This is a genomic window from Ahrensia marina, from assembly GCF_042140245.1.
Classification (GTDB): Bacteria; Pseudomonadota; Alphaproteobacteria; order Rhizobiales; family MH13; genus MH13.
This window is the reverse complement of the sequence record NZ_CP159483.1, coordinates 3,596,026-3,614,724: the sequence shown is the minus strand read 5'-3', so window position 1 is coordinate 3,614,724 and position 18,699 is coordinate 3,596,026. Positions and strand designations below refer to the sequence as shown.

At 56.6% G+C, this 18,699-nt stretch carries 19 protein-coding genes; 16 read left to right on the top strand and 3 right to left on the bottom strand.

Going from position 1 to position 18,699, the window contains the following annotated elements; all coding sequences use genetic code 11:
• Positions 1-3: 3 nt before the first annotated feature.
• Positions 4-768 carry an SDR family oxidoreductase gene (locus ABWH92_RS17490; protein WP_375570575.1) on the bottom strand — a complete coding sequence of 255 codons (765 nt, stop codon included), beginning with the start codon at positions 766-768 and terminating at the stop codon, positions 4-6.
• Entirely contained in the window at positions 761-2,026 is a 1,266-nt protein-coding gene (uxuA, locus tag ABWH92_RS17485; RefSeq protein WP_375570573.1) for a mannonate dehydratase, read from the bottom strand. The genes ABWH92_RS17490 and uxuA overlap by 8 nt, the downstream gene beginning before the upstream one ends.
• Before the next feature lie 227 nt (positions 2,027-2,253).
• Here uxuA and ABWH92_RS17480 point away from each other — a divergent pair, with 227 nt between their 5' ends.
• The 16 genes from ABWH92_RS17480 (at position 2,254) to ABWH92_RS17405 (ending at position 17,695) form a co-directional block, all read left to right on the top strand.
• A complete protein-coding gene (locus tag ABWH92_RS17480; protein WP_375570572.1) occupies positions 2,254-3,012 on the top strand; it encodes a FadR/GntR family transcriptional regulator in 759 nt (252 codons plus the stop codon).
• 87 nt (positions 3,013-3,099) lie between these two features.
• Positions 3,100-4,071, top strand: coding sequence for a substrate-binding domain-containing protein (locus ABWH92_RS17475; RefSeq protein WP_375570570.1), 972 nt, complete (start codon positions 3,100-3,102; stop codon positions 4,069-4,071).
• A gap of 98 nt (positions 4,072-4,169) precedes the next feature.
• Positions 4,170-5,672: a sugar ABC transporter ATP-binding protein gene (locus ABWH92_RS17470; RefSeq protein WP_375570568.1), complete on the top strand. Its 1,503-nt coding sequence runs from the start codon at positions 4,170-4,172 to the stop codon at positions 5,670-5,672.
• A complete protein-coding gene (locus ABWH92_RS17465) occupies positions 5,672-6,631 on the top strand; it encodes an ABC transporter permease (RefSeq protein WP_375570566.1) in 960 nt (319 codons plus the stop codon). The genes ABWH92_RS17470 and ABWH92_RS17465 overlap by 1 nt, the downstream gene beginning before the upstream one ends.
• A gap of 9 nt (positions 6,632-6,640) precedes the next feature.
• On the top strand, positions 6,641-7,531 hold the full coding sequence (locus ABWH92_RS17460; RefSeq protein ID WP_375570564.1) for an SMP-30/gluconolactonase/LRE family protein: 891 nt from the start codon (positions 6,641-6,643) through the stop codon (positions 7,529-7,531).
• Positions 7,532-7,540: 9 nt separating this feature from the next.
• Positions 7,541-8,203 (top strand): RraA family protein, encoded by a 663-nt coding sequence (locus ABWH92_RS17455; protein ID WP_375570562.1) that lies wholly within the window; start codon positions 7,541-7,543, stop codon positions 8,201-8,203.
• Positions 8,190-9,218: a hypothetical protein gene (locus ABWH92_RS17450; protein WP_375570560.1), complete on the top strand. Its 1,029-nt coding sequence runs from the start codon at positions 8,190-8,192 to the stop codon at positions 9,216-9,218. Before ABWH92_RS17455 ends, ABWH92_RS17450 begins: the two co-directional genes overlap by 14 nt.
• Before the next feature lie 120 nt (positions 9,219-9,338).
• Complete coding sequence (locus ABWH92_RS17445) at positions 9,339-10,058, top strand: FadR/GntR family transcriptional regulator (protein ID WP_375570559.1); 720 nt, start codon at positions 9,339-9,341, stop codon at positions 10,056-10,058.
• Positions 10,059-10,068: 10 nt separating this feature from the next.
• A complete protein-coding gene (locus tag ABWH92_RS17440; RefSeq protein WP_375570557.1) occupies positions 10,069-11,274 on the top strand; it encodes a mandelate racemase/muconate lactonizing enzyme family protein in 1,206 nt (401 codons plus the stop codon).
• A 37-nt stretch (positions 11,275-11,311) separates the two neighbouring features.
• Positions 11,312-12,277, top strand: coding sequence for a sugar ABC transporter substrate-binding protein (locus ABWH92_RS17435; protein ID WP_375570555.1), 966 nt, complete (start codon positions 11,312-11,314; stop codon positions 12,275-12,277).
• A 92-nt stretch (positions 12,278-12,369) separates the two neighbouring features.
• On the top strand, positions 12,370-13,350 hold the full coding sequence (locus tag ABWH92_RS17430) for an ABC transporter permease (protein ID WP_375570553.1): 981 nt from the start codon (positions 12,370-12,372) through the stop codon (positions 13,348-13,350).
• 2 nt (positions 13,351-13,352) lie between these two features.
• On the top strand, positions 13,353-14,087 hold the full coding sequence (locus tag ABWH92_RS17425) for an ATP-binding cassette domain-containing protein (RefSeq protein ID WP_375570551.1): 735 nt from the start codon (positions 13,353-13,355) through the stop codon (positions 14,085-14,087).
• A gap of 12 nt (positions 14,088-14,099) precedes the next feature.
• Positions 14,100-14,807 carry an SDR family oxidoreductase gene (locus tag ABWH92_RS17420; RefSeq protein ID WP_375570549.1) on the top strand — a complete coding sequence of 236 codons (708 nt, stop codon included), beginning with the start codon at positions 14,100-14,102 and terminating at the stop codon, positions 14,805-14,807.
• A complete protein-coding gene (locus ABWH92_RS17415; RefSeq protein WP_375570548.1) occupies positions 14,807-15,661 on the top strand; it encodes an aldose 1-epimerase in 855 nt (284 codons plus the stop codon). Before ABWH92_RS17420 ends, ABWH92_RS17415 begins: the two co-directional genes overlap by 1 nt.
• On the top strand, positions 15,661-16,557 hold the full coding sequence (locus tag ABWH92_RS17410; protein WP_375570546.1) for an SMP-30/gluconolactonase/LRE family protein: 897 nt from the start codon (positions 15,661-15,663) through the stop codon (positions 16,555-16,557). The genes ABWH92_RS17415 and ABWH92_RS17410 overlap by 1 nt, the downstream gene beginning before the upstream one ends.
• Positions 16,558-16,561: 4 nt before the next feature.
• On the top strand, positions 16,562-17,695 hold the full coding sequence (locus tag ABWH92_RS17405) for a fumarylacetoacetate hydrolase family protein (protein WP_375570544.1): 1,134 nt from the start codon (positions 16,562-16,564) through the stop codon (positions 17,693-17,695).
• 4 nt (positions 17,696-17,699) lie between these two features.
• Here the strand turns inward: ABWH92_RS17405 and ABWH92_RS17400 are convergent, their stop codons facing one another.
• On the bottom strand, positions 17,700-18,563 hold the full coding sequence (locus ABWH92_RS17400) for an NAD(P)-dependent oxidoreductase (protein WP_375570542.1): 864 nt from the start codon (positions 18,561-18,563) through the stop codon (positions 17,700-17,702).
• Between the last annotated feature and the right edge of the window lie 136 nt (positions 18,564-18,699).

Below are 18,699 nucleotides of genomic sequence, written 5' to 3'. Positions count from 1 at the left end.
CTCCTATAGGGTTATGCCGCCATCCAAGACGAACTGCGTTCCGGTCACATAGGCGGCGGCACCCGACAGAAGAAAAGCGGCAACCTCGGCGATCTCATCTGGCTGCCCCAATCGACCGACCGGCTGGCGGGCAATGAAATTCGCAAGGGCAGCCTTGGGGTCGGGCGCTCCCTCAATTCGTGTGTGAAGTGATGGGCTCTCTACTGTTCCAGGGCAAATGGCATTGGCACGGATGCCCTGGCTCACATAATCAGCGGCGATTGACTTGGTCAGCCCAAGGACAGCGGCCTTGGTCGCTGAGTAGGCGAGCCGATTGGGTATGCCTTTCAGAGAAGACGCCACCGACGCCATGTTGACGATCGACCCGCCGCCGCTGTCGATCATTGCAGGCACAAAAAGTTGGCTCGCCAAAAACATGGACGTAGCATTGATCTGCCAAGAACGATCCCAAGCGTCTCTGTCGGTGGTCGCAAGCGTGCCTTCGTGTACCCACCCAACACCGTTGTAGAGCCCATGCCAGTCTGCGCAGACGTTCAAGCAAGCTCTGAGATGATCGGCATCGGTTGCGTCGCCAGCGAGGGTCGTTAGTTGACCTGCATGGCTACCCGCATCTTTGGCTAAGGCCGTAAGCGCGTTATCATCAAGATCTGTTGCAACAACGTGCGCGCCGCCGCCAAGAAGTCGCAGGGCAATCGCGCGACCGATCCCGGCACCTGCAGCGGTACAGAAGATCGTTTTTCCGGAGAGGTCAATCAAAGTGTCAGGCATGATGTCGCCCTAGGTTGGGGTGGGTGAGGGCGGCCATGATGCCACGCAGTTCGGCCAGACCCTTCAGGCGGCCAATCGCTGAGTAACCTGGGTTAGTTGTCTTGGTCTGATCGTCCAGCAATAGCGGCCCGTGATCTGGGCGCATAGGTATCCGCCAATCGTCGTGCCCAGAAGCGCGGCGACGGTTCTGCTCGGCAAGCAGGCCATTCAAAACCGCAACCATGTCGACGTCTCCGTCCAGATGATCGCTCTCGATAAAGGAGCCATCCGGTTCACGCGTCACATTGCGCAGATGTACAAAGTGAATGCGGTCGCCGAATTGTTCCACCATAGCCGGTAGATCGTTGTCAGGCCGTGAGCCTAGAGAGCCTGTACACAGTGTCATGCCGTTGGCGGGTGAGGGGGCGGCGTCCATCAGGGCTTGATAGTCAGCCGCAGTGCTGACCACGCGCGGTAACCCAAACAGAGGGAAGGGCGGGTCGTCAGGGTGGATGCAGAGACGTGCACCGCAGGCTTCAGCACGCGGCACCACAACCTTCAAGAAGGTGGCCAAGTTGGCGAACATCTGCGCATCATCAATCGTCGCGAACTCGGTGATCTTCTGCCGGATGCCTTCGCGACTGTGGGACAACTCTGATCCTGGAAGTCCAGCGATAACGGTGGTTTCCAGGGTTTTGATCGCATCGGACGATAGTGTTGCCGCACGCTCGTGTGCCTTCGCCACCATATCGCTAGTATAGTCGGCTTCGGCATCTGCTCGACCCAGTATGCAGATGTCATAGGCGGCAAAATCCATCGCATCGAAACGAAGCGTCAGCCCGCCATTGCGCATTGGATAACGCAAATCTGTGCGCGTCCAATCCACCACGGGCATGAAGTTGTAGCAGATCGTTCGAATGCCCTGATCGGCCAATCGCTCCATCGTTGTTGCGAAGTGTTCCGTGTAGGTGGGTGCCTCATCTGTGCCGAGTTTGATGGAGGGGTGGATCGGAATGCTTTCCACGACACTCCATGCAAGACCGGCTTTTTCGATCATTTTGTTGCGCGAGGCTATAGCGTCGGAGGTCCAAGGGCGGCCATCATATGTCTCGTGCAGAGCGGTCACGATAGCTTCGGCACCCGCTTGGCGAATATCTGCGAGCGTTACCGGGTCCGACGGGCCATACCAACGCCAGGCCTGTTGTAAGCCTTGGTTCGCCTCTGCGCCGTCTGTTACTCTGTGTGGGTTCTCTAAGCTCGATTTGAACACCCCCGGCATTCTGTCCCTTTCTGATCAGTCTGTCGCTATATCCTTTCAATCTGGTCCAACAATATCAAGCCCTAAATGACAAATGAAGGACGCCTGCCCAACTTAGCCCGTCCAACTCGAGGCGTTGATCGAGCATGACTTATTGAAATAATTGAGAAAAATAATTTTCCATTGTGGGCTTGCCATAAGCCTGGTTTCACGCAACCATAATCTGGACCAACAAATAAGGTGATGGCGTGCCAACAAACGCATATCAAGATCGATCAATAGACGCCCGCGATGCTGGCGATGGCAGCGCGGTCGACAATCTCGTTGAACAGATCAAGGGCTATATTCAAACCAATGGTTTGACCGTTGGTGACACATTGCCGTCCGAACGTGAGCTAGGTGAAAAGTTCGCTGCCGCTCGCAACACTGTGCGCGAGGCAGTCCGCATTCTCAAAGCCTATGGTGTTGTGGATGTGCGCCCGAAAATTGGTGCTGTGATCGTCAACCGGCACATGGATGCCGTGCTTGACCTCTTCTCATTTCAGCTGTCGATCTCGCGTGAAACTTTCCTAGATATTCAAGGGTTCCGCCGTTTGATCGAGGTCGGTTCTGCAGACGCTATTTTGGCCGTTCTGACCGACGCAGATGTTGCGCGGTTCCATGCGATCAACGACTCCATTGTGCAGGCAAGGTCTGCCGTTGAAGCAGCCGAGCGCGACTTTGCGTTCCATGCAGCTCTTTTGGAGTTGGCCGACAATCAGACGGTGCTCAACGTCTACACAACGATGAAGCCGATCATCGTGAAGTTGATGGAAACCGGCAAAGAAACCCACGGTTTGCAAGGCACCCACGATACCCACGCGAACATTCTTCGGGCTTTGGAGAAACGTGATCGCTTGGCCTTCCAATACTGGATGTCGAGCCATCTCGACCACGGCCTCAACTTTATTGAGAAGACGATGCCCGCTGAGGCCGCAGCCATCAACGAACCAACCAGCGCTCCGTAAGGGGCGCATACACAATCGCCAGCCGCGCCCAGCGAAGCTGGCTAGAAAACCCGCCGAGACAACAGGCGGACCGAACAGGAGGAAGACATGTCTCTCAAACAAACCCTAGCTGGCCTCGCGCTTGGCGCGATGGTTGCAACCGGTGCCGCCGGGCCGACCATGGCGCAAAGCGATATGACCATCGCTGCTGTCGTGTTCCAGCAAGATCAATTTTTCCGCACCATTCAGCTCGGTATGAATGCCGCCGCTGATGCCGCTGGCGTCGAGCTTTTGGAAGGCAATTCCAACAGCCAGCCGGAGCAAGAGATCAGTCTGATCGACACCTACATCGCGCGCGGTGTGGATGCGATTGTGATTTCACCGGTTTCCGCCGTGGCATCCATCCCAGCATTGATGCGCGCTCGTGATCGCGGCATCCACATCGTGACATACAACTCCAACGTTGATGATACCTCGATCCCGGTCTCTTATCTCAACTCAGCGCAACGCGACTTGGGCAACTCCACTGGTATGATGGCTGCTGAGTTCATCGCCAATGAGTTGGGCGGTGAAGCCAATGTTGCAACGCTTGGTTTCCGCGCTTTGTTGCCAGAAATCTCAGCTGACCGCGTCGACGGCTTCGTTGAAGAAGCAGAGCAGGGCAACACGCTCAATATCGTCTCACAGCAAGATGCATGGTTGGCTGAAAATGCTGTCCAAGTGGCTGGCGATATCATCACGGCCAACCCCGACCTCAACATCATCTACGCCGCCAATGAAGGTGGTACAGTCGGCGCTGTGCAGGCTGTGCGAAATGCTGGCAAGGAAGGCGAAATCTACGTCTTTGGCGTCGATGGCACTGAGCAGTTGGTGTCGTTCATCTTGGATGATGACAATGTGCTTCAGGCCGTCACCGCACAGCAGCCTTATGTGATGGGTCAGATGGCCGTGGAAGCGGCGATTGCGGCGATCAACGGTGAAGCCACCGAAGAAGCTGTGATTGTGCCCGTGCTTGGTCTGTCGCGCACTGACCGCCCTGCGGTTGAAGAGTTCCAAGAGTACCTTCAGTCTCTCAACTAAATTCCCTCCCTGAACCGACTGGCGGGGCGGCCTAGGCTGCCCCGTCCTCTTACAAGCGTCTGCCAAGGCCACCGGCCAGAAGACTGTCAAAAGCCCTAATGTCCGCCGCGATCCAAACCCAGTCATTGACCAAAGTGTACGGCAACGTCGTTGCGCTCGATGATTTTAGCCACACCTTTGAGCCCTCGCGCATTCATGCGCTGATGGGAAAAAATGGGTCCGGCAAATCGACTTTGGTGAAGATGCTTTCTGGCGTCACTCAGCCGACCGAAGGCACCATGGCGCTTGATGGTGAAGCGGTAAGCTTCAAATCCCCACAAGAGGCATTTGACGCGAACATTGTTACCGTCCACCAAGAACTGTCTTTGGTGCCTGAACTCTCCGTTACCGAAAACATTTTCCTCGGTCGCTTGCCGCGGGCGAGCATGCTTGGCGTCAGTGCTATCGATTGGCGCAAGGCGCACCGTCAGACCGAAAAGCTTTTCGACCGCATGGGTCTGTCACTTGACCCCAAAGCGACCATTTCCAGCTTGAGTGTCGGTCAACAGCAGACGGTCGAAATTGCAAAGGCGATGTCGTTTGAGCCGACCTTGTTGTTGCTGGATGAACCGACATCTGCACTCGCCACCAAAGAGGTGGAGATGCTGTTTGGCCTGTTGCGTACTCTGAAAGATCAGGGCGTAACGATGATGTACATTTCCCACCGCATGTCCGAGCTTGCTGAGATCGCGGACACCGTCACCGTACTGCGAGACGGCCAACATGTTGGGTCGATTGAGATGGCGGCCTCTTCGCTCGGCACCGTGGTCGACATGATGTTTGGCGATGTGGCGCGCGCCACCCGTCCGGCGCGCAACGCTGCGATCCCCAAAGACAATCCTGTTCTGCAAGTGCGCGGCCTCACCCGCGAACCTGTCTTTCGAGATATCTCGTTCGACCTCCGACGCGGTGAGGTTCTGGGCTTGGCAGGCATGTTGGGGGCAGGGCGCACCGAGGTGCTGCGATCCATCTTCGGTGCTGATCCGCTGGATTCTGGCGAGATAGTCTTAGACGGCAACACCATCGCAGAGCCAACGCCGGAGTTCATGGTGCAGCTTGGTCTGGGTTACACGCCAGAGAACCGCAAAGAAGTGGGGCTCGTTCAAGAGCATTCGATTCACAACAACCTATCGATGGCGAGCCTCTTTAAGCTTGCCCCCAATGGCCTCATTACCAAATCTGCCGAGGCCCCGGGCGTTTCGAAACAGATCGATCAGCTGCATATCAAGGTTGATAGCCCCGATTTGCCAGTATCATCACTATCGGGTGGCAACCAGCAAAAGGTGGTGATTGGAAACTGGCTGAACACCGACCCGAAAGTCATGTTCTTTGACGAGCCAAGTCGAGGTGTCGACGTCAACGCCAAGCAACAGATTTTCCAGATCATTTGGGAGCAGGCCGCCTCTGGCCTGTCGTCCATCTTTGTCTCCACTGAGTTGGAGGAGATGCTGGAGGTCTGCGATCGCATACTGGTCTTGAAAGAGGGCGAACTGCTTAGCGAGCTTGACCCTGCTGAAACGACTCTGGCCGAACTCTACACTGCCTGCATGGAGGGCCTTTGATGGCGCTGAATCTGTTCCGTCGTTACCCGATGGAGATCATTCTGGTGCTGATGTACATCTATCTAAGCTTCGCCGCGCCTGGCTTTGCCACGCTCGACAACCAGATGAATGTGCTGCGCAACATCACCATGCAGGGCATCATCGCGTTCGGCATGACGATGGTCATCGTATCGGGCGAGATCGACCTGTCGGTTGGGTCCGGTGTGGCCTTTTCTGGGTGTGTGACGGCTTGGGTAACGGGCGCGCTTTCTGACAGCATCGGTCCATGGCCGGCCATCACGATTGGCGCGATCTGCGCTATGGTGCTCTTGTTCGGTGTCGGCGTTTTTACCGGAAAACTGCGCCAGCATTTCAACATGCCAACCTTCATCACGACGCTCGGGCTTTTGACGGTTCTGTCAGGTGCTGCCAACCTCATTACCGGCGGCTTCCCCATCACCAGCTTCCCCTTCCAGTTCAACTTCCTGGGTGCTGGTCTTCTCTTCGGTGTTCCCTTCCCGGTCTACATTTTTGCTGCCGTGTTTGGCTTTGTGTACTTCCTCATGAACTACACAAGCTTTGGACGGGCCTTGTATGCAGTAGGTGGGAATCTGGAAGCGGCGCGCCTCTCAGGCATTGATGTATGGAAGACCAAAACGCTGGCACTCGGCATTACCGGCGTATTCACCGCTATGGCTGGTGTCCTTATCGCCTCTCAGATCCTATCGGGCAGCGCCAGCGCTGCGCGTGGCTGGGAACTGGACGTTATCTCGGCCGTCATCATCGGAGGAACCAGCCTGTTTGGCGGCAAGGGTACGGTGCGTGGCACGCTGATTGGCGTGCTGTTCCTTGGCATTATCGTCAATGGGATGACGTTGCTAAACGTTTCAGAATACTGGCAGCTGGTTGTTCGCGGTCTGCTGATTATCGGCGCGGTGCTTTTGAACCACGCCCTCGATAGCTCGGCTAAGAAGCACTAGAGTGTGGCCATGATCGGCGAAGTCAGATGTGTTGCACCCACCGGAGATATCTGCGGCGAGGCGGCCACATGGTCAGCCGATGAGAACCGTGTCTATTGGGTGGATATCAACCGCTTTCTGGTCCACCGCCTTGACGTTGAGAGCGGTGCTGTCACCAGCCATCCATTTGATGAGCCGGTTGTTGCGCTCTCACTGACGACACGCGACGGCACTCTGCTCGTCGCGTTGGGCTCCAAGCTCGTCTTGCTCCAAGTGGAAACCGACCAACGTCAGGATTTGGGTGTTACGTTGCCCGGCAGTCCGACCGTTCGTTTTAATGATGGCCGCACCGATCCCAATGGCGTCTTCTGGATTGGCTCGATGGGCAATAATGTCGGGCCAAACGGCGAGAATCTTGATGTGACCGATGGGTTGGGCAAGCTGTATCGCTACACCGAGGGCGGCCTGCTGGAAGAAGTTGAAGCCAACATTGGCATCGCCAACACGCTCTGCTGGTCGCCAGACAAGTCCACCTTCTACTTCGGCGACACGCTGAAAAACGAAATCCGAAGATATTCTTTCGATGCGGCCACCAGTTCCATTGGTGAAGGCAAAACCCATTTTTCCGGTTTTGAACGCGGCTTCCCTGATGGCTCCACCATCGATGCAGATGGTTACATTTGGAACTGCCGTTTCGGTGGCGGCTGTGTCGTGCGCATCGCCCCTGATGGCAGCATGGATCGCATCATCGAGATGCCAGTGAAGAACATCACCACCTGCTGCTTTGGCGGAGATGACCTTTCAACGCTCTACATTACCACCGCCAGCGTGATGAAGGACGAAAGTGATCGGCTGGCTGGCAGCCTGTTCGCCATCAAGACCCAAACACGCGGTCTGCCAGAAAATCGTTTCAAGCTTTAGGAACCCGCCATGGATATCGCCAAACTCACTGAACGCTTGGACGCCTGTTATTCCGGCGCGGTTTATGACGTAATGCGCGCACGCGGATTGGAAAACTGTGTGCTGCCGCATTCCATTGTCGGGCTAGACAATGAAACCCGCGTCGTTGGCCCGATCTCGACATTGCGTGGTGTTGCGTTCGACGCGAACCGGCACGACGAGGAGGTGGATTACCTTTTGCCGTGGGTGGAGTTTCTCTCCACCGCGCCTGCTGGTCATGTGGTGCTCTGCCAGCCCAATTCTGAACGCTTGGCCTTAATGGGCGAGCTATCGGCTGAAACGCTAAAAGTACGCGGCGTTCGCGGCTACATCGTTGATGGTGGCTCGCGGGACAACAGCTTTATCCGCTCCATTGGGTTCCCGGTCTTTTGCCGCTTCCGGACACCGCGTGACATCGTCGCCAAATGGGTGCCGCAAGGCGTTGATGACCCCATCACCATTGGTGATGTGCTGATTGAAGCCGGGGACTTTGTTGTCGCCGATTTCGATGGTGTGGTGATCATTCCCAAAGGCATTGTCGAAGATGTGGTCACCGAGGTTGAAGAGGTGATCAGCGCTGAAGACAAGGTGCGCGCTGCCATCCTGGCTGGTACCGATCCAGTCGACGCTTACAAGACGTATGGAAAGTTTTGACGCTTCAAGAACGCTGCACTGGGCGCATGGATCGTTGACGGTTCAGCGCTTGGGAGCGATGCTCGCGCCAGTTCGCTTCGATCTGTCTGATGGACGATCTGCGCAACCAATGCACATTCCGCCTTGGGCGGATGAAAATCTGCCGCCTGACCTTCCACCTATTCTCCGTGGCTTACGAGGCGAATGGCCTTGCATTCCATTTGGGGCTGATGAGCCGCAGACGCTATCAGCGGACTGGCAAGCATCGATGGGGCAATCCTCGCCTTTGCCACCAAACGCGCCGCCACATGGAGAAAGCTCCAACTGTGTTTGGGATTGGGTCTGTGTCGATGATAAGCGTCTCGTGCTCAACCTAAGTTATCCTGATGGTCACCCTATCGCTTCGGTTGAACGCGAGATTGTTCCTGACCCCAGCGCGCCTGCCATTGACTGCGTATTGCGGGTGATGCCGCGCACCGATTGCCACTTGCCGATTGGGTTGCATCCAACCTTTGCTCTACCCACCACGATTGGAGCGGCACGTATCAGCACCTCCAAAGCAAACAGCATTCGCAGCTACCCAGGTTCCCTGGAACCAGGCGCAGACATCTTCCCGGCAGATGCGCTGTTTGATGATTTGCATGGGGCGCCAGCCCATTCCGGAGGGCAGATTGATGCAAGCCGCTTGCCCTTTGAGGCGCCGGGCGAAGACCTGCTTCAACTGGTAGGTCTGCAAGAAGGGTATGCTGCGGTGGACAATCACCAAGCCAACTATCGCGTAACGTTGACATGGAATGCGGAGCACTTCCCCAGCCTCCTCATATGGTTCAGCAATCGCGGTCGGAAACACGAGCCCTGGAATGGGCGTCACGCCGCGCTTGGCTTGGAACCGATCTGCTCAGCCTTTGATCTTGGTGCTGGCATTGCTTCGGCTGACAATCCAATTGCGCGGCAAGGCACGCCAACGAGCCATTCGTTTCAGGCTAGCAAAGTCTTTGAAACACGCTACCACATCGCTGCGTCGTCGCTCGTCTAGCCCGTAAACCATCGCCACTCTCAGGTAAGATCTTCGGCTTTTACCCGGAGCGCATTGACGTGCGCGTTGCAAATGTCTACAAATTTTCAAAACCTGTCATACAGGTTAAGGAGAACTAATTTGCAAAATCAAAGCAATCAAGCGGAAAAAAATGGCGTGGGCCGGGTCAGCGAGGCCATTGGCGCGATCACGCGTCATATCCGCGAGCACGAGTTGATGCCCGGTGACAGGCTGCCCTCTGAGCTTGCTTTGTCGAAGGATTTGAAGGTCTCACGCACGGTCGTGCGCGAAGCATTCCGCTCATTGGCAGCCATGCGGATCATCGAGCTTAATGTTGGTAAGCGTGCGACTGTTTCCAACATCGACCACGGCGCGATGTCGCTCATCATTGAGCATGGTGTGCACACCGAGCAGATCAATGTGCAGCAGATCTATGATGTCCGCCGTACGATCGAAACACGTATCGTCACACTTGCGTCCATCCGCAGAACCGATGAGGAAGCAAAACACATCCTGTCGCTTGCTAGGGGTATGCAGGATGCGGTGAGCCGACCGGAAGAGTTGATGGAACTTGATCTGGCGTTTCACACCGCGCTGGCGGGTGCATGCCGAAACCCGGTTTTTGCGCTCATCGTCGGTGCGTTCCAAGGCATCACGCGCCAGACATGGCCCATCGGTTGGAAGAGCAGATCCACGCCTGAAGCGCGCCAAACCATGATTGAAACGCATGGGCAGATTGCGAGCGCCGTGGCCGCTGGTGACCCTCAACAGGCCGTTGAGGCCATGAGCACGCATTTTGACGAGAGTGTTCGCGCGCTCCTACAGGCGGGTCTCTCATGAGGACTGTCTTGTGAAAATCACCGCTGTTGAGACCATACGCGTCGCCGAGAGGCCCAACCTGCTGTGGGTGCAGGTGCACACCGATGAAGGGCTGATCGGTCTTGGCGAAACCTTCTTTGGGGCCGCGACCGTTGAGGCGTATGTCCATGAGTACATCGCGCCGCGCGTCATCGGACGTGACCCCCTACAGATCGATCTCTTGGCCAGCGAGCTGGTCGGTTATGTCGGCTTTCGTTCCTCAGGTGCGGAGGTGCGCGGCAACTCAGCTTTTGACATCGCGCTGTGGGATCTTTTCGGCAAAGCCACAGGCCAACCCATTGCTCAGCTTCTTGGTGGTTTCACGCGCCAAAGCATCCGCACCTACAACACCTGCGCTGGAACAGAATACATCAAGAAGGCCACCGGCCAGACCACCGCCAACTATGCGATGAACGGCGATCGCCAGCAGTATGATGATCTTAATGCCTTCCTGAACAACGCTGAGGAGTTGGCACTTTCGCTGAAAGAAGAGGGCATCACGGCCATGAAGATTTGGCCGTTTGATATCGCCGCCGAAAAGACTCGCGGACAGTATATCTCGTCCGCCGATCTCAAAGCCGCATTGAAGCCCTTTGAAAAGATCCGCGATGCCGTCGGTGACAGCATGGATATCATGGTGGAGTTTCACTCCATGTGGCAGTTGCTGCCAGCCATGCAGATCGCCAAAGCGTTGGAACCTTTCCAAACATTTTGGCACGAAGACCCGATCAAGATGGACAGTTTAGCGAGCTTAAAACGCTACGCTGACATATCGCCAGCACCGATCTCAGCGTCCGAAACGCTCGCCTCGCGCTGGGGATTCCGCGATCTTTTGGAGACCGACGCAGCGGGTGTCGTGATGTTGGACATTTCCTGGTGTGGGGGGCTTTCAGAAGCGCGGAAAATCGCTGCCATGGCCGAAGCCTGGCACTTGCCCGTCGCCCCGCATGATTGCACCGGGCCAGTCGTTTTGGCCGCCTCCACCCATCTGTCGCTGAACGCGCCCAACGCCTTGGTGCAGGAGAGCGTGCGCGCCTTTTACCGCACTTGGTATCGCGACCTCGTCACCGCACTGCCTGAGGTTGAAAACGGCATGATCACGGTTCCACCAGGCCCAGGACTTGGAATGGAACTCAATCCCGACCTTGAAAAAGCTTTCACCACGTCGCGCAAAACGTCCGACGCAACCACGGTCTGATCAACAGGCTCAACCATGCTTCCGGGAGGAAACAAAGATGAAACTCAAATTGCTTGCCGCCGCGGCTCTACTTGCGTCCGCATCGACGCCAGCATTGGCGCTTGATGTCGTCTTCACCCATCACTCGTCGGCGTCCAACACGTTTTGGCAGGCCGTGCAGAAAGGTTTCGACGATGCCTGCGAGCGGGTCGACGCCAACTGCCAAATGATCTTCACACAGACCGAAGGGTCCGTTCAGGAGCAGCTTGCCAATATGGAAGCCGCGTTGGCACGTGAGCCCGATGCGATCCTAACCTCCATCGTTGACAACACGGCTCTCGATGAAATCGTTCAGCGCGCTCGCGATGCCGGTGTCATCGTTATTGGCGTGAATGTCGATGATCTAGAAGGTGCGGCCGGAAACGCCCGTCAGGCGTTCGTTGGCCAGGGTTTCTTACCCGCCGGCTACTCGCTTGGCGAAGCGCAGTCTGCCAACTTCCCAGAAGAGGGCCCGATCAATGTTCTGGTTGGTATTTCGGCACCTGGCCAAAACTGGTCTGAGCAGCGCGGCGCTGGCGTAATGAACTTCATGGAAGACTATGCCGCGGCCAATCCAGGTCGTGAGGTCAATGTGGAGCGGATTGATTCCGGCACTGACCTTGCCACCGTGTCCGACCGTGTTGGTGCGTATCTGGCTGCCAATCCAGAAACCACAGCTTACTTCGATACTGGGTTCTGGCACGCGGGCGTGGCTCGTGTCCTTGCCGATCGTGGCATTGAGCCTGGTGAAGTGCTGCTTGGTGGTTTTGATCTAGTTCCTGAAGCCGTTGAGCAAATGCAGGCTGGCTACATTCAGGTTCAGGTCGATCAGCAGCCTTACATGCAGGGCTTCATGCCTGTGATGCAGGTCTATCTCTCCAAGACCGTCGGGCTGGCGCCTGCTGACATCGATACCGGACAGGGTATCGTCACACCGGCTGACGCCGATGCGATCATGGAGTTGTCCGCACAAGGACTGCGCTAACCCCACATCCTCCCAGGCTCCCTTTTCGAGCCAACGGCGACCGGCCGAACCGCCGGTCGCCACCTTATCGACTGTTAGGAGCTCGCACGTCCATGAAACGGCTGCTCAAATTATCGCTTCAAAAACCTGAGTTGGCAGCGCTTCTGCTTCTTCTCATTTTGGTCGGCGTGTTCCAAATCACCTCAAACGGCTTTTTCCTAAGTTACGCCAACATGCGTGGCCTATTGGGATTCTTGCCAGAGATGGCACTGGTCGCCATCGGCGTCACCTTGCTGATGATCTGCGGTGAGTTTGACCTCTCCGTCGGTTCGGTCTTCGCTTTGATGCCGATGACCATGGCTGTGTTGATGGTGGACGGCTGGGCATTTTTGCCAGCGGTTTTGGTTGGTATCGGGTTTTGCGGGCTGATCGGTTTTGTGAACGGTTTTCTGACCATTCGCTTCGGCATCCCGTCCTTCATCACCACGCTCGGTATGCTGTTCATGGCGCGCTCGCTGACGGTGGTGATCTCTGGAGGGTTCCCACCGCGCTTGCAGATGGACCGCATCCCCGAACAGCTGTTCATCGCCTTCGTCGGACCAGGCGATCTGTTTCGTGCATCTTTTCTTTGGTTCGTTGGAATTGCTCTCTTTATTGCTTTCCTCTTGGGCAAAACCAATTTCGGCAATTGGGTGCGCGCAACCGGTGGCTTTCTGCCTGCCGCTCAAGCCATGGGCATCCCAACCGCACGTGTGAAGATTGCCTGCTTCATGCTCTGCTCCATGCTGGCGGGCTTCGCGGGGATGATCCAAGTCCTGCGCCTCGGCTCGCCTCTGCCGTCCATCGGTGAGGGGCTTGAACTCCAGGCCGTTGCAGCAGCCGTTATTGGCGGCACGTCGCTGTTCGGTGGGATTGGCTCCATCTTTGGCGGCATCATCGGCGCCACGCTTATCCGCGTGATCGACAATGGCATGGTGCTCAGCCAGGTCGATAGCAACTGGTTCAAATTCGCTGTCGGGGCGCTCACCATCCTTGCCGTGGTGGCCAATGCCTGGCTACGCAAGCGAGGCCGCGCGATGAAAGTGGAGACGTGATCATGAGCGATAGCCCGATCATCTCCGTGCACAATCTGCACAAATGGTACTCTGGCGTGCATGCTTTGAAAGGTGTTTCGCTGGACTTCAAACCGAACGAAGCCGTTGGACTCGTCGGCGACAATGGTGCTGGCAAGTCGACCCTCATCAACATCCTCTCTGGCCTGCACACGGCAGACGAAGGGGATGTGTACGTTGAGGGGGAGAAGGTCTCCATCGCCAACCCGCGCGATGCGATGGATCTAGGTATCGAGACGATCTACCAGTACAACTCCATGGTCCCAATCATGTCGATTGCCCGCAACATGTTCATCGGACGCGAGCCGTTGAAGATGTCGATTGGCGGCATTGGTATCCTTGATGAAGCCAAGATGCGCGAGCAGAGTGTCGAGGCTATTGCCGATGTAGATCTGCATTTGCGCTCACCCGACGCTTTGGTGGGGGAGCTTTCCGGCGGTCAACGTCAGGGTGTTGCCATCGCCCGTGCGATGCATTTCCGCTCTAAGGTGATGATCCTCGATGAGCCAACCAATCATCTGTCGGTGAAAGAGACGACAAAGGTGATCGGTTTCGTAAAATCGCTGCGAGAGCAAAACGTCACCGGCATCTTCATCAGCCACAACATGCACCATGTGTTCGCCTGTTGCGACCGGATCGTCGCGATGGCGCTCGGCGAAGTCGTGCTCGATAAGCCGGTGGCTGAAACCAGCATCGATGAAGTGCATGATTTGCTGTGAGGAGAGAATGATATGACGGATCTGTCGGGCAAAAACGCACTAGTCACCGGCGGTCTAGGCACGTTGGGCGCGGCAATGGCTGAAACGTTCAAAGCCGCGGGCGCAAACGTGACGATTCTGGATCGGCCTGATGGGACGCCGCTGGAGGGATATGGCTATCTGGGCGTCGACCTCAACGAACTGGCAGGAGCCGAGGAAGCGGTGAGGCAGGCCGTGCCCTTTGATATCCTGATCAACAATGCCGCCCTCATCATCAACAAGCCTCATGATGCGTTTTCGCTGATGGAGTATGAGGACCAGATACGGGTCAACTCCTCAGCAGCCTTCGCACTGTCGCGGGTCTGCGCTCCAGCAATGAAAGAGAAAAACTGGGGCAAGATCATCAATCTCACCTCCATCACGCTGAATGGCCAGTGGGATGGCTATGTGCCCTATGTGGCTTCGAAGGGCGCAATGCTCGGCCTCACCAAAGGGCTAGCACGCGAACTCGGACCCTTCGGGATCAATGTGAACGCTATTGCACCCGGCGCTGTAAAGTCGGCCGCTGAGAACCGCGTGTTTGCCGATCGGCTCCAGGAATACAACGATTGGGTGCTGGATCGGCAGTGCCTGAAATCGCGGGTCGAAGCCAGCGATGTGGCAGACCTTGCGCTCTTCCTGTGTTCGGACGCTGCCCGTATGATCTCAGGTCAGAACGTGGCAATTGATGGCGGCTGGTAATGCCGGAACTGAAAGCGGGTGACGCGAAGCTAAGCCTGCACCCCGAAATGGGTGGCGGGATTGCCGGGCTTTGGGTGGATGACAAACCTGTCTTACGCGCCTGGTCTGGCAAGGCTGAAGACGGTCCGTTCGCTCTTGCGTCCAACATCTTGGTGCCGTTTTCCAACCGGATCGACGGTGGTTTCAGCTTCCAAGGCACATTCCACGCCATGGCGCAGAACATGGATGTCGATCCCTTGGCCATTCATGGTGACGGTTTCCAGAAGGAATGGACTGTTCTTTCTGCCACTGAAGATGAAGCTGTCCTTCACCTATCCAATGGTGCCTTCGGGCCGTTTGCCTATGAGGCTCGACAGACCTTTTCACTGACGAGTGATACGCTCACCAACACGCTGACCATGACCAACCGGGCGGCCATCGCCCTGCCTTTTGGCGGTGGATTTCATCCTTGGTTTCCGCGCACCGAGGAGACGCGCCTGCAAGCCATCGCTCCTGATCACTGGCCAGAAGGTGAGGGCAGTTTGCCGTCCTCGGGCAGGCCACAACAACCGCCTGAGGATTTCGATTTTTCCAGCCTCAAGCCCTTGCCTAGCCGGTGGATCAATGCTGGTTTTTCTGGTTGGGACGGCAGTGCCCGAATTGAACAGGGAAGGGGAGCGGTCTCGCTCAAGCTTTCCAGCAACACACTGACCACCGCCATCATCTACTCCCCTGAGCCTGATTGCGGGTTCTTCTGTTTTGAGCCCGTTTCTCACCCTGTGAATGCTCACAATCTGCCAGGCATGCCAGGTCTGAAGGTGCTAGAGTCTGGGGAAAGCCTTACCTTGGACATGCGCCTGGATTGGGGTTCGTGATGGACTTTTCACCGATCCATGACGGCCGGTATTCTGTCGCTGAGGGCCCAGTTTGGGATGCCCATCTGGGCAAGCTCTTTTGGGTCGATATCATCAGTAAGACCATTCATGCCTTCGATCCAGACAGCGGTGAACAGCAGGTCTGGACATCGGCGGACTTCCCTACAGCCCTGGCATTGGCCGAAACCGGAAACCGCGCGCTGGTCGCTTTGGCATCCGGGATGGCGTGGCTTGACTTCGATACTGGCACGTTCACGCCCTTTGCTGATCCCGACACGATGCCTGGCAATCGTCTCAATGAGGGCAAGTGTGATCCACAAGGCAGGTTTTGGACGGGGTCCATGCAAACCAATCTCAATGAGGATGGTTCGGGCTGCGACATGGATAGAAACTCTGGTGCGCTTTTCCGCGTTGACGTGGATGGAGCAACGCGCTGCCACACCGAGCATGAGTTTGGCATCTCCAATACGCTGGCTTGGTCGCCCGATGGCCAAACCTTTTACTTCGGTGACAGCATTCGCAACGTCATTTTTTCCTATGACTGGAATGCCGATGAAGGGGCTATCAGCAACAGACGTGTTCTCCTTGAAGGCTTTGAACGCGGAGCCCCCGATGGCTCAGCCATGGATGAAGATGGGTGCCTGTGGAACGCGCGATTTGGCGGTTCCTGCCTGATCCGCATCACACCTCAGGGTAAGATCGACCAGACGGTCGAATTGCCCGTAACCAATCCCACAAGTTGCACCTTTGGGGGTGCGGACCGTAGAACACTGTTTGTAACGTCGGCACAGTTCACTTTGAGCAAGAGACAACTGGCCGACAACCCTGAAGAAGGCGCGGTGCTGGTGGCGGAGGCCTCCGTGACAGGTGTGCCGGACCATCGATTTGGAGCCTAACATCATGAACACCGCTTTGTTGCTTGGCCGCATTTGGCGCGCTGATATTGGACCGAGCGTTGTCACGGTGCGCGATGGCGAGGTGATCGACATCACATCAAAGCGCACACCTACGGTTCGCGATGTGTGTGAGTTGGATGATCCGGCCGGCTATGTCGCTGATGCCGAAGGACACCCCATAGGCTCGCTTGATGACATCGTCTCTGCACCAGTTGGCGATGAAACAAAGACGTATCTTCTTGCACCATGTGATTTGCAGGCCGTCAAAGCGTGCGGCGTAACCTTTGCAGGATCGATGGTCGAGCGAGTGATTGAGGAACGTGCTGCTGGCGATCCATCGGCGGCCCAAGCGATCCGCAACCGGATCGGGGCGCTGATCGGTGAGAGCTTGCGTAACATCACGCCGGGCTCCAACGAGGCTATGGCGGTCAAGCAGGCGTTGATCAAGGAAAGCCTATGGAGCCAGTATTTGGAAGTGGGCATTGGACCAGACGCAGAGGTGTTTTCCAAAGCTCAGGTGCTCTCATCAGTTGGTCATGGTGCCAAGGTGGGCCTGCACCCATCCTCCAAATGGAACAACCCTGAGCCCGAGGTTGTGCTCGCGGCCTCATCCAAGGGGCAGATCATTGGCGCAACGCTTGGCAATGATGTGAATCTTCGCGACATCGAGGGGCGTTCAGCGCTGCTTCTTTCCAAAGCCAAAGACAACAACGCATCCTGCGCCATTGGTCCCTTCATCCGACTGTTCGACGGCGCCTTCACACTCGACACTGTGCGCAATCAGACTTTGACTTTGCACGTAGAGGGCCCAGATGATTTCGTGCTGCATGGGCACTCCGATATGGCGCAGATCAGCCGTGATCCGGCAGACCTGGTAAGCCAGACGCTCGGCCCCCATCATCAATACCCAGACGGGATCATGCTGTTCTTGGGCACATTGTTTGCGCCGACACGGGATCGCGATCCAGAAGGCGCACCTGGCGACGGTTTCACACATAAGTTGGGCGACGTTGTAACCATCTCCTCGCCCGATCTCGGGGCGCTTACCAACACCGTCGATCTTTCAACCAATTGCCCACCTTGGACCTTTGGGACACGATCCTTGATGGCCAATTTGGCGAGCCGAGGTTTGCTTTAGCTCGCTAGGTTTGACGTGCGGCCAGCCAGTGGAAGTAGGCCGCATGATCCATGTCAGCGCCGCCATGCTGATCAACCAAATCTCGGAACGCATCGCGCACGGTTTGTGTTAGTGGGAGATCGAGCTGCGTTACCTCGGCCTGTGCGGCGGCGTTATCGAGGTCCTTCAACTGGGTTGCAGAGCGTCCCCCAGGCTCGAAGTTAGACGCTACCATCCGCGCTCCGTGCAAATCCAAGATACGGCTATCAGCGAAGCCGCCCATAAGCGCCTCTCGAAGCGCTGCCAGATCGCAGCCACCTGCCTCCGCCAAGCGAAAGCCCTCAGCCACAGCCCCGATCGTGGTTGCTACAATCACCTGGTTGGCAAGCTTGGCGATCTGACCGGAGCCCAGAGGACCAAGGTGTTTGGGGCGGCCCAGAACCTCCAAGATGGGGGAGGCACGGCGGGCAGCTGCTTCAGACCCACCAACAAAGATCGATAGCGTTCCAGCCTCAGCGCCGACGACACCGCCGGATACTGGTGCATCGAGATATTCTATACCGCGAGCTTTGGCTGCGTCCCCCAGCGTCCGGTCTGTTGCCGGATCCACGGAACCCATATCGACCACCAATCCGCCCGAAGGCATGGCATCCAGAGTACCATGGTCCACCAGAACGGACCGTGTCGCGGGGCCGTCCACAAGCATCATGATGACCAGTTCAGCCTCTTCTACAGCCTCTTTCGGTGTGGCGCAGACATTGGCAATGTTGCCAAGGGGTGCCGCTCGTTCCAGGGAACGGTTCCAGACCGTCAAGGTGTGCCCTGCCACGATCAAGCGCTTGGCCATTGGCATGCCCATCAGCCCAGTGCCTAAAAAGGCGATCTTCATGATGTTGCTCCCGTTGGGGTCAAAAGGTTGCTTGAGGCATAACAAATGGCCTTCGTGCGGCAAGGCCAAGAACATCACGATGTGATGTTTTGATCTGCGAGGGGCGGGTCGCTGTGGCAAGCAGATCGGTAGTGAC